Source organism: Streptomyces griseomycini (assembly GCF_014203535.1).
Taxonomy (GTDB): domain Bacteria; phylum Actinomycetota; class Actinomycetes; order Streptomycetales; family Streptomycetaceae; genus Streptomyces; species Streptomyces griseomycini.
Map to the genome: position 1 here is coordinate 106064 of NZ_JACHJI010000011.1, position 11574 is coordinate 117637.

The window sequence follows — 11574 nt, forward strand, 5'->3', positions numbered from 1 at the left end:
GCCTGCTGGAGGCATCCGTGAAAAGTCCCGCCCGCTTCAGGGCGTTGTTCGCGCTCCTCGTGATCGCCGTGTCCGTGTACATCGCCGTCACCGTCCCGGTCCGTCTGGGCCTGGATCTGCGCGGTGGCACCCAGATCGTCCTGGAGACCCGCTCCACCCCCACCGCCGAGGCCGACGGGGAGGCCACCGACCGCACCCTGGAGGTGCTGCGCGGCCGGGTCGACGCGCTCGGCGTCGCCGAACCCACCATCGTCCGCTCCGGTGAGAACCGGATCATCGTGGAACTGCCCGGCGTCCAGGACCCGCGCAAGGCCGCCGACGTCCTGGGCCGCACCGCACAGCTGTCCGTCCACCCGGTGCTCGGCACCGCCACGGAGACCGACGAGCCGAAGGAAAAGGGCGAACGGATCCTGGCCGACGAGGCCGGTGAGCGGCTCCGGCTGGACGCCGCGAGGCTCACGGGTGACGACGTCAAGGGCGCCGACGCCCAGTTCGACCAGCAGAGCGGTGCCGGCTGGCACGTCACCGTGGAGTTCGAGGACGGCAAGGGCTGGGCCCAGCTGACCGGCGAGGCCGCCTGCCACCCGGCCGGCGATCCGCAGCGCCGGGTCGCGATCGTGCTGGACGGCAAGATCATCTCCTCGCCGCAGGTCGACCCGTCCGTCTCCTGCAACGTCGGCATCACCGGGGGCTCCACCCAGATCACCGGCTCCTTCACCAGCGACGAGGCCCGCGAGCTGGCCCTGCTCGTCGAAGGCGGCGCGCTGCCGGTGCCGGTCGAGACGGTGGAGCAGCGGACCGTGGGCCCGACGCTGGGCGCCGAGGCCATCGAGTCGAGCGCCTGGGCGGCCGTCATCGGCACGGCCCTGACCGCGATCTTCATCATCGTCGTCTACCGGCTCATGGGCTTCCTGGCCACGCTCGCCCTGGCCTGCTACGGCCTGATCTCCTACGCCGCCCTGGCCGGGCTCGGCGCGACGCTGACCCTGCCGGGTCTGGCCGGTTTCGTCCTGGCGATCGGCATGGCCGTCGACGCCAACGTGCTGGTCTTCGAACGAGCGCGCGAGGAGTACGGCAACCGCAACCGGCCCAGCAGCCGCTCGGCGCTGACCGCCGGCTTCAAGGGGGCGTTCAGCGCGATCGCCGACTCCAACGTCACCACGCTCATCGCGGCGGCGCTGCTGTTCCTGCTCGCCTCCGGACCGGTGAAGGGCTTCGGCGTCACCCTGGGCATCGGTGTCCTCGCCTCCATGATCAGCGCACTGGTGATCACGCGGGTGCTGGCCGAGTTCGCCGTGGCGCGCCGCTGGGTGCACCGCCGTCCCCACATCACCGGTCTGGCCTCCATCGGCCGGGTCCGGGAGTACCTCACCCGCCGCGATCCGCAGCTGATGCGCCGTCCGCGCCGCTGGCTGGCGGTGTCCGCCCTGGTGCTCGTCGTCACCGGCGCGGGCATCGCGGTGCGCGGGCTGAACTTCGGTGTCGAGTTCACGGGCGGCCGGCTGATCGAGTACTCGACCGGCACCTCCGTCGATCCGGACCGGGCGCGTGCCGCGCTGGCCGACGCGGGCTTCCCGCAGGCCGTCGTGCAGTCCTCGGGCGACAACCGGCTGACGGTGCGCACCGAGGAGCTGAGCAACGCCGAGGCGGTCGAGGTCGCCGACGCCATCTCCGGGATCGGCGACGGCGCCGAGAAGGTCCGCGACGAGCTGATCGGCCCGAGTCTCGGCGAGGAGCTGCGGCGCAACGCCCTGATCGCGCTCGGCCTGGCCCTCGGGGCCCAGCTGCTGTACCTTGCCGTCCGGTTCCGCTGGATGTTCGGTACGGCGGCGGTCGCCACCCTGGCCCACGACGTGGTGATCCTCACGGGCATCTTCGCCTGGCTGGGCAAACCGATCGACGGGGTGTTCCTGGCCGCGCTGCTCACCGTGATCGGCTACTCGGTGAACGACTCCGTCGTGGTCTTCGACCGCGTCCGGGAACTGTGGGCCAAGGACCGCAAGGCGCCCCTGTCCCGGTCCACCAACCGCGCGATCCTGCAGACGGTGCCCCGTACGGTCAACACCGGTATCGGTGTGCTCTTCATCCTGGCGGCGCTGGCCGTGCTGGGCGGTGACTCGCTCACCGACTTCGCGCTCGCCCTGCTGATCGGCATGCTCGTGGGAACGTACTCGTCGGTCCTGACGGCCTCGCCGCTCGCCATCGAGCTCGAGGCGTACGGCGGCGACGGCGGGGGCGGCCGCAAGCGCGGCCGCGGCCGTGGTCGCGACGGTTCCGGCCGGGCGAAGTCCGGCGCCGAGGAGCGCTCGGGCCGGGCCAGGGCCACCAGCCGAGGGAAGTGACCCCGGGCGGTTCCCCGCCGGGGAGCCGCCCCGCGCGCGGAGAACGCCGCCGCCGGCCCCGGGACCGGTCCCGGGGCCGGCGGCGGCGTGTGGGGCGGGCCTGGCCCCGCGGGGCCAGGCCCGCGGGGCGGCAGGCGGCTCCGCGGGAGGGGCCTACGCCGCCACCTGTGACGCGCCGCGGTCGTGGTCCCCCGGCCGAGGGGCGAACTGGGTCCGGTGCAGTTCGGCGTAGCGGCCGCCGGCCGCCAGCAGCTGCTCGTGGGTGCCGCGTTCCACGACGCGGCCGGCCTCGACCACCAGGATGAGGTCCGCGGCGCGGACGGTGGACAGGCGGTGGGCGATCACGACCGCCGTCCTGCCCTCCAGCGCCTCCGTGAGCGCCTCCTGGACCGCGGCCTCCGAGGTGTTGTCCAGGTGGGCGGTGGCCTCGTCCAGGATGACGACGCGCTGCCGGGCCAGCAGCAGCCGGGCGATGGTCATGCGCTGGCGTTCACCGCCGGAGAGCCGGTAGCCGCGTTCGCCGACCACCGTGTCCAGACCGTCGGGCAGGGACCGTACGAGGTCGTCGAGGCGGGCCCGGCGCAGGGCGTCCCACAGCTCGGGCTCGCTCGCCGACGGCCGGGCCAGCAGCAGGTTGGCGCGGACCGTGTCGTGGAAGAGGTGGCCGTCCTGGGTGACCATCCCGAGGGTGTCGCGCAGCGATCCGGCGGTCAGGTCCCGGACGTCGACGCCGCCCACGCGCACGGCGCCCGCGTCGACGTCGTACAGGCGCGGCAGCAGCTGCGCGACGGTCGACTTGCCGGCGCCGGAGGAGCCGACGAGGGCGACGGTCTGCCCGGGTTCGGCGCGGAAGGAGATGCCGTGCAGGACCTCGGCGCCGCCGCGCGTGTCGAGGGAGGCGACCTCCTCCAGGGAGGCCAGGGAGACCTTGTCGGCGGACGGGTAGCCGAAGCGGACGTCGTCGAACTCGACGGACACCGGGCCGTCGGGGACCTCGCGCGCGCCGGGCTTCTCCTCGATGAGGGGCTTCAGGTCCAGCACCTCGAAGACCCGCTCGAAGCTGACCAGGGCGCTCATCACCTCCACCCGCGCCCCGGCGAGCGAGGTCAGCGGCGCGTACAGGCGGGTCAGCAGCAGCGCCAGCGACACGATGGCGCCGGGCTCCAGGGAGCCGCGCAGGGCGAACCATCCGCCGAGGCCGTAGACCAGGGCCAGGGCGAGGGCGGAGACCAGGGTGAGGGCGGTGATGAACACCGTCTGGGCCGTGGCGGTCCGCACGCCGATGTCGCGGACCCGGCGGGCGCGCTCCGCGAACTCCTCCGACTCCTGCTCCGGGCGGCCGAAGAGCTTGACCAGGGTGGCGCCGGGCGCGGAGAAGCGCTCGGTCATGCGGGTGCCCATGGCCGCGTTGAGGGCGGCGGCCTCGCGCTGCATCCGGGCCATGCGGCGGCCCATGCGCCGGGCCGGGACGACGAACACGGGGAGCAGCACCAGGGCGAGCAGGGTGATCTGCCAGGACAGCGTGAGCATCACGGCGAGGGCGAGCAGCAGGGTGACCAGGTTGCCGACCACGGTGGACAGGGTGTTGCTGAAGGCCCGCTGGGCGCCGATGACGTCGTTGTTGAGACGGGAGACGAGCGCTCCCGTACGGGTGCGTGTGAAGAACGCGACCGGCATGCGCTGCACGTGGTCGAACACCGCCGTCCGCAGGTCGAGGATGAGGTCCTCCCCGAGCGACGCCGACAGCCGGCGGCCGAGGACGCCGAGGGCGGCCTCGACCACCGCGATCAGCGCGATGAGCAGGGCCAGGCGGACGACCGCGGCCTCGTCGCCGTCGGACACGATCGTGTCCACGACGCGCCCGGCGAGGACGGGCGTGGCGACGGCCAGCAGCGCGGTCGCCGTGCCGAGCAGCACGAACAGGGTGATGCGGCGGCGGTGCGGGCGCGCGAAGGCGCCGATGCGCCGCAGCGTCGACCGTGCGAGGGGGCGGTGCTCGTCCTGGGCGTTCATGACGCCGTGCAGCTGTGTCCACGCCGTGGTCTCCATACTCATGAAAGGGAACCTAGAACCTCGAGCAAGGTCGAGGTCAAGGGCGGCCCCTCCCCGCGCCGGTCGCTTCCCGGCCGTAGGCCATCCCGTAAGCCGCCGTCCGGGCCGCCGCAACCCGCCGTTGGCGCGCGGCGGAGAGGCTCTGCGGACGTGACGCGGACGATCCGCCGGATCCTGTGTGTGCTGCCGCTGCTGCTCGTGGCCGTGGTCGCGGTGCGGCACCGGTCGGTGCTGGCCGAGGGCTTCGCCCATCTGGCCACCGCCCGGTGGCCCTGGCTGCTGGCCGCGGCCGGCGCGACCTGCCTGACCTGGGTGGCCGCCGCGTGCACCCGGCAGGGCGCGGTCCTCGAACGGCTGCCCGGGCGGCGGTTGCTGGCCGCGCAGTTCGCGGCGGGCGCGGCGAACCACCTGCTGCCGACCGGTCTGGGCGCGAGCGCGGTCAACCTGCGGTTCATGACGGTGTGCGGGCTGTCGCCGGTCCGTTCCTCGGCCGCGCTCGCGCTGTACCTGCTGGCGGAGTCCGTCGGCCGGGTGGCCCTGCTGGGTGCCCTGCTCGTCGCGTTCCCGGACGCGCTGCGGCTCGGCTCCCTGCTGCCCGAGGGGGCGTTCGGGCCGCTGCTGCTCGTGCTCGGCGCGGTGCCGGTCGTCGCGGCGGGCGCGCTGGTGGCCGTACGGCGGCTGCGCGCGGTCGTGCGGTCGTTCCTGCGCACCGCGCTGGGCGAGGCGCGGTCGGTGCACGCACGGCCGTCCCGGGCGCTGGCGCTGTGGGGCGGGGCGCTCGCCTTCCCCGCGCTGCAGGCGGCTGCGCTGGTGCTGGTGGGCCGGGCGCTCGGGCTGCCGGTGCCGCCCGCCCACGTGGCGCTGGCCTACCTGGCGGCGACGGTCGCGGTCGCACTGGTGCCCACGCCGGGCGGGCTCGGCTCGGTGGAGGCGGCCCTGGTCGTGGCGCTGGTGGCGGTGGGCGGTCCCGCCGCGGTGGCCACGGCGGTGGTGCTGGCCTTCCGGGTCATCACCGTGTGGCTGCCGCTGCTGCCGGGTGCGGTGACGCTGGGCGTCCTGGTGCGGCTCGGGGTGATCTGAGCGGCGGTGCGGGCGGCGGGATCCGGACGGGGGACGGTGCGAACGGGCCGCGCGGATACGGCAGGATGTGCGATCGTGCCGACCGCAGGTCAGAACGGGTCCGGCACACCGTACTTCCCGGAACTCGAGCAGGTGACGACACGTGACACGACTTCACATACGGCCGTCGGCCAGGGTGTTCGCCGGAGGTGAGCGGTGACCCGCGCGCTCACCGTGGACGATCTGGTGTACGCCGGCATCGCCCTCGCCGCCGGTCTGCTGGCGGCGCTCCTGCTGCGGATGCTGCTGCGCTGGCTCGGCCGGCACGCCGAGCGCACCAACTGGCGCGGGGACGACGTCCTCGTGGACGCGCTGCGCATGATCGCGCCGTGGGCCGCGGTCGCGGGCGGCGCGGCCTCCGCGGCGGCGGCGCTGCCGCTGACCCGGAGCGTGCAGCACAACGTCAACCAGACGCTGACGGTGCTGGTCATCTTCGCCGCGACCGTGTCGGCGGCGCGGGTGGTGGCCGGCCTGGTGCGCTCGGTCACCCAGTCCCGCTCCGGCGTCGCCGGATCGGCCACCATCTTCACGAACATCACCCGGATCCTGGTCCTGGCGATCGGTTTCCTGGTGGGGCTGCAGACCCTGGGCATCTCCATCGCCCCGATGCTCACCGCCCTCGGCGTCGGCGGCCTGGCGGTCGCGCTCGCGCTGCAGGACACGCTCGCCAACCTCTTCGCGGGCATCCACATCCTCGCCTCCAAGACCGTGCAGCCCGGTGACTACATCCAGCTGAGCAGCGGAGAGGAGGGCTACGTCGAGGACATCAACTGGCGCCAGACGACCGTCCGCAACCTGTCCAACAACCTGGTGGTCATCCCGAACGCGCAGCTGGCGAAGACGAACATGACCAACTTCATGCGTCCGGAGCAGCAGCTGACCATCCTGGTGCAGGTCGGGGTGTCGTACGACAGCGACCTGGAGCAGGTGGAGCGGGTGACGAAGGAGGTCGTCGCCGAGGTGATGACCGAGATCACCGGTGCCGTGCCGGAACACGAGCCGGCGGTGCGCTTCCACACCTTCGGCGACTCCCGGATCGGGTTCACCGTGATCCTGGGCGTGGGCGAGTTCAGCGACCAGTACCGGATCAAGCACGAGTTCATCAAGCGCCTGCACCGGCGCTACCGCGACGAGGGCATCCGGATCCCGTCACCCGCGCGGACGGTGGCGCTCCAGCAGGGCGCGGTGGTCATCCCGCAGCAGCGCGGCACCGAGACGGAGCCGGACGACATGACCACGACCACACCGATCTGACCGGGACGCCGGCCGCCCCTCCGGCCGGCCGGCCACCGGCGACACCCCCGCACCCCACGCCCGCCCCCGGCCGCCCCGCCCGCGCCCGGCGGACCTCACCGGACCGGTGGAACCTGCCGGAGCATCCGCCTCCCGGCCGCACCGGCACGGCAAGCCCGCCGGCGGGCCACCACCGGACCGGCCGACCACGGCGACACCCCGCACGATCGCCGCCCGCCGTCCCCCTCACGCCCGGCGGGCGTCGCGGGCCCGGCACCTCCGGCCGGGGGCGACCGGCGGCCCGGCCGTGTGGCCGGTGAGCGACCGGCCGGTGCCGCCCGGCGGGGGACGTGGCGGGAGTTTGCCCGGAAGTAGGCGCGGACCCCTGTCGAGCCGAGGTCGATCACGAGATATCTTGATGTCGAGCAATGTTGCAGACGTGGAGCGGAGCACCCGGTGACTGACTCGACCATCATCTACACGCACACTGACGAGGCCCCGGCCCTGGCGACGTATTCCTTCCTGCCGGTGGTCCAGGCGTACGCCTCGCAGGCGGGTGTCGCCGTGGAGACGCGCGACATCTCGCTGGCCGGGCGCATCATCGCCGTGTTCCCGGAGTACCTGACCGAGGACCAGCGCATTCCGGACGCCCTCGCCGAGCTCGGCGAGCTGGCCAAGACGCCCGCGGCCAACATCATCAAGCTGCCGAACATCTCGGCGTCGATCCCGCAGCTCAAGGCCGCGATCGCCGAGCTGCAGGGCCAGGGCTACGCGCTGCCGGACTACCCGGACGACCCGAAGACCGACGAGGAGCGCGAGATCCGCGCCCGCTACGACAAGGTCAAGGGCAGCGCCGTGAACCCGGTGCTGCGCGAGGGCAACTCCGACCGCCGCGCCCCCGCCTCGGTGAAGAACTACGCCAAGACCCACCCGCACCGCATGGGCGCCTGGACCGCCGAGTCCAGGACCAACGTGGCGACCATGGGCGTGGACGACTTCCGCTCCACCGAGAAGTCCGTGGTCATCGCCGAGGACGGTGCCCTGCGCATCGAGCTCAAGGGCGACGACGGCTCCACCACGGTGCTGCGCGAGTCCGTCCCCGTACAGCAGGGCGAGGTCGTCGACGCCTCCGTGATGCGGGTCGCCGCGCTGCGCGAGTTCCTGACCGCGCAGGTCGCCCGCGCCAAGCAGGAGGGCGTGCTGTTCTCCGTGCACCTGAAGGCCACGATGATGAAGGTCTCCGACCCGATCGTCTTCGGCCACGTGGTGCGCGCCTTCTTCCCGAAGACCTTCGCGAAGTACGGAGAGAAGCTCGCCGCGGCCGGCCTCACCCCGAACGACGGCCTGGGCGGCATCTACAAGGGCCTGGAGGCCCTGCCCGAGGGCGCCGAGATCAAGGCGTCCTTCGACGCCGAGCTCGCCGAGGGCCCGGAGCTGGCGATGGTCGACTCCGACAAGGGCATCACCAACCTGCACGTCCCCTCGGACGTCATCGTCGACGCCTCCATGCCGGCCATGATCCGCACCTCCGGCCACATGTGGGGCCCCGACGGCCAGGAGCACGACACCCTGGCGGTCATCCCGGACTCCTCCTACGCCGGTGTGTACCAGGCCGTGATCGAGGACTGCCGCGCCAACGGCGCCTACGACCCGTCGACGATGGGCTCGGTCCCGAACGTCGGCCTGATGGCGCAGAAGGCCGAGGAGTACGGCAGCCACGACAAGACCTTCGAGATCCCGGTCACCGGCACCGTCCGCCTGGTCGACGGCAACGGCGACGTCGTCCTGGAGCAGGCCGTCTCCGCCGGTGACATCTTCCGCGCCTGCCAGACCAAGGACGCCCCGATCCGCGACTGGGTGAAGCTGGCCGTCAACCGCGCCCGGGCCACCGGCGACCCGGCGGTGTTCTGGCTGGACGCCACCCGCGCCCACGACGCCAACCTGATCGCCAAGGTCGAGCAGTACCTGCCGGAGCACGACACCGAGGGCCTGGACATCAGGATCCTGTCCCCCGTCGAGGCGACCAAGCTGTCGGTGGAGCGGATCCGCCGCGGTGAGAACACCATCTCCGTCACCGGCAACGTGCTGCGCGACTACCTGACCGACCTGTTCCCGATCCTGGAGCTGGGCACCAGCGCCAAGATGCTGTCGGTCGTCCCGCTGATGGCGGGCGGCGGCCTGTTCGAGACGGGCGCCGGCGGTTCCGCGCCGAAGCACGTGCAGCAGCTGGTCAAGGAGAACTACCTGCGCTGGGACTCCCTCGGCGAGTTCTTCGCGCTGGTGCCGTCGCTCGAGCAGTACGCCAAGGCCACGGGCAACGCCCGCGCCCAGGTGCTCGCCGACACCCTCGACCGGGCCACGGCGACCTTCCTCAACGAGGACAAGTCCCCGACCCGTCGCGTCGGCGGCATCGACAACCGCGGCAGCCACTTCTACCTGTCCCTGTACTGGGCGCAGGAGCTGGCCAGGCAGACCGACGACGCGGACCTGGCGAAGGCCTTCGCCCCGCTCGCCGAGACGCTCACCGCGAACGAGCAGCGCATCGTCGACGAGCTGAACGCCGTCCAGGGCAAGCCGGTCGAGATCGGCGGCTACTACCAGCCCGACCCGGCCAAGGCCGCCGAGGTCATGCGCCCGTCCGCCACGTGGAACGAGGCGCTGGCGTCCCTGAGCTGACGCAAGCCCCGGACGCCTTCGCGCTCCGCCCCGGCCGGCCACGCGCCCGGCCGGGGCGGAGCCGTTTCCCGGCCTCCGTCCGACGCGGCCCCCGTCCGACGCGCCCGCACGGGGCGAGCGGGCCGGCGGCGTTGTCAGTGCCGTGTGGCACCTTGGTCCCGTCGCGCACCACTGACAACGCCCATGGAGCAGCCGTATGACCGATGTCCCGCCGTCCTTCGAGTTCCTCCCCGGCGACGCGGACTCGCCCGTGATCCTCCACGTGCCGCACTCGGCGCGGGAGATACCGGCCGACGTGCGGTCCGGGATCGTGCCGGACGACGCCGAGCTGGAGCGGGAGCTGGACCACATCACCGACGCGCACACGGCCGAGATCGCCGAAGCGGCGGCCCGCGCGGCCGGGCTCACGCCCTGGCGGTTCGTGAACCGGCTGTCCCGGCTGGTGGTCGACCCCGAGCGGTTCCCGGACGAGCGGGAGGAGATGCTGGCCGTCGGGATGGGCGCGGTCTACACCCGGACCACGCACAAGGACGTGCTGCGGCCCGACGGGTACGACGCCGCACCGCTGCTCGAGCGGTACTTCCGTCCGTACGCGCGGGCGATGACGGAAGCGGTCGCCGGGCGGCTCGCGGCCACCGGGCGGGCCGTCGTCATCGACGTGCACTCCTACCCCAGCGCGCCGCTGCCCTACGAGCTGCACGGCGACGGGCCGCGGCCCGCGGTCTGCCTGGGCACCGACTCCTTCCACACCCCGCCCGAGCTGCTCGACGCGGCCCGGGAGGCGTTCGCACCGTGCGGGGAGACGGGGCTGGACAGCCCGTTCGCCGGGACGTACGTGCCGCTGGAGTTCTACGGGAAGCGGGCCGAGGTGTCCGCGCTGATGGTGGAGATCCGCCGGGACACCTACATGACCGAGCCGGGCGGGCCCGCGGGGCCGGGACTGTCCCGGCTGGCCTCGGCACTGGGAGCGCTGGTCGACGCCGTGACGCGCTGACCCCGGAGGACCCGGAGGACCCCGGAACGCCCGCCCGCGGGCCGGCCGGACGCCGTTCCCGCCGTCCGGCCGGCCGGGACTCCCTCAGGCGCGCAGCCACTCCGTCACGACCACGTCCCGGCCGGTTCGCAGGCGGAGGGCGAACGGGCCGGAGGGCGGGGTGTCGGCGGTGAAGCGGCCCATGTCGTCGGCCGTGAGCGGGGCACCCGCCTGCGGCCCGCCGAGCACCTCGATGCTGGCCGGCCGGGGCGGCAGCAGCTGGCCCATCAGACCCTGCGCGGTCACCTCGACGTCGACGGTGACCTCGCCCGCGCTGAAGGTGAGCATGCGCGGCGTGTCCGTCGCTCCCCTGACCGGGATGGCGTCGACCAGCGAGTCGAAGGTCAGCTCGGCCACGCGGGCGTCGAGGTCGTGCAGCGCGTAGGCGTCCACGGCGATCTGCAGCAGCCCCGGTGGCAGCGGATCCAGCACGGCGGCCGCCTGGCGGAGTTCCTCCTCCAGCAGCCCGGCCTCGACGTCCCCGTCGAACACCGCCTCGCCGTCCGTGCCGTCCAGGTCGTCCGTGCCGTTCACGTCGTCCATGTCGTCCCCCGTGACTCGAGCCGGGCCCGCAGCCGGCGCAGACAGCGCTGGCGCAGGGGCCCGATGCTGCCCACCGCGATACCGAGCGCGGCGGACACCTCCTGGTAGCTGGGCGGCGGCGAGGCGATCAGGACGCGCAGCAACTGCCGGCACCGCTCGCCCAGTTCCTCGAACTCCTGCCACAGCCGCCGTACGCGCTCGCTCTGGGCGGCCGCCTCCTCCGCCTCCAGCAGCGACTGCTCCGGCGCTCCGTCCTCGCTGACCCGGTCCAGCAGCTGCGGGTCGTCCGTCAGCATCAGCCGGCGCGCGTTCCGGTGCACCTTCAGGCACTCGTTCCGCGCGGTGCTGGACAGCCAGGCGCCCGCCTTGTCCGGTTCACGGATCCGCCCCAGGTTCTGGGCGAAACGGAACCACACCGTCTGGTAGACCTCGTGCGCGTCGGCGTCGGAGAGCCGGTGCGCGCGCACCACGGACCACACCAGTGGGCCCAGTCCCTCCACGATCGCCTTCCAGGCCGCCGCGTCGCCGTCGGCGGCGGACCGGACCAACGCGCCGACCTCGGTACGCTCCACGGTT

The 11574-nt window shown here is 73.2% G+C and carries 8 protein-coding genes; 5 read left to right on the forward strand and 3 right to left on the reverse strand.

Translation table 11 applies throughout. The features are described 5' to 3' along the window. The first annotated feature begins 17 nt into the window (after positions 1 to 17). Positions 18 to 2342: a protein translocase subunit SecD gene (gene secD / locus FHS37_RS28075; protein WP_229890122.1), complete on the forward strand. Its 2325-nt coding sequence runs from the start codon at positions 18 to 20 to the stop codon at positions 2340 to 2342. A gap of 153 nt (positions 2343 to 2495) precedes the next feature. Here the strand turns inward: secD and FHS37_RS28080 are convergent, their stop codons facing one another. After that, entirely contained in the window at positions 2496 to 4391 is a 1896-nt protein-coding gene (locus FHS37_RS28080) for an ABC transporter ATP-binding protein (protein ID WP_184826405.1), read from the reverse strand. 183 nt (positions 4392 to 4574) lie between these two features. Here FHS37_RS28080 and FHS37_RS28085 point away from each other — a divergent pair, with 183 nt between their 5' ends. The 4 genes from FHS37_RS28085 (at position 4575) to FHS37_RS28100 (ending at position 10416) form a co-directional block, all read left to right on the forward strand. Continuing rightward, entirely contained in the window at positions 4575 to 5474 is a 900-nt protein-coding gene (locus tag FHS37_RS28085) for a lysylphosphatidylglycerol synthase transmembrane domain-containing protein (protein ID WP_184826407.1), read from the forward strand. Between the two features lie 195 nt (positions 5475 to 5669). Then, positions 5670 to 6767 (forward strand): mechanosensitive ion channel family protein, encoded by a 1098-nt coding sequence (locus tag FHS37_RS28090; RefSeq protein ID WP_184826247.1) that lies wholly within the window; start codon positions 5670 to 5672, stop codon positions 6765 to 6767. Between the two features lie 435 nt (positions 6768 to 7202). Continuing rightward, on the forward strand, positions 7203 to 9422 hold the full coding sequence (locus tag FHS37_RS28095) for an NADP-dependent isocitrate dehydrogenase (RefSeq protein ID WP_184826249.1): 2220 nt from the start codon (positions 7203 to 7205) through the stop codon (positions 9420 to 9422). Positions 9423 to 9618: 196 nt separating this feature from the next. Beyond that, the gene (locus FHS37_RS28100; RefSeq protein WP_184826250.1) at positions 9619 to 10416 is read left to right on the forward strand and encodes an N-formylglutamate amidohydrolase; all 798 of its coding nucleotides are present in this window, start codon (positions 9619 to 9621) and stop codon (positions 10414 to 10416) included. Between the two features lie 84 nt (positions 10417 to 10500). Here the strand turns inward: FHS37_RS28100 and FHS37_RS28105 are convergent, their stop codons facing one another. Next, complete coding sequence (locus tag FHS37_RS28105) at positions 10501 to 10998, reverse strand: hypothetical protein (RefSeq protein WP_184826252.1); 498 nt, start codon at positions 10996 to 10998, stop codon at positions 10501 to 10503. Then, positions 10986 to 11570, reverse strand: coding sequence for an RNA polymerase sigma factor (locus tag FHS37_RS28110; RefSeq protein WP_229890121.1), 585 nt, complete (start codon positions 11568 to 11570; stop codon positions 10986 to 10988). Before FHS37_RS28110 ends, FHS37_RS28105 begins: the two co-directional genes overlap by 13 nt. Between the last annotated feature and the right edge of the window lie 4 nt (positions 11571 to 11574).

Excerpts from the sequence above, each read along its gene's own strand:
- FHS37_RS28080 (WP_184826405.1), bottom strand. The coding sequence starts at position 4,391 with ATGGAGACCACGGCGTGGACACAGCTGCACGGCGTCATGAACGCCCAG.
- FHS37_RS28100 (WP_184826250.1), top strand. The coding sequence starts at position 9,619 with ATGACCGATGTCCCGCCGTCCTTCGAGTTCCTCCCCGGCGACGCGGAC.
- FHS37_RS28105 (WP_184826252.1), bottom strand. The coding sequence starts at position 10,998 with ATGGACGACGTGAACGGCACGGACGACCTGGACGGCACGGACGGCGAG.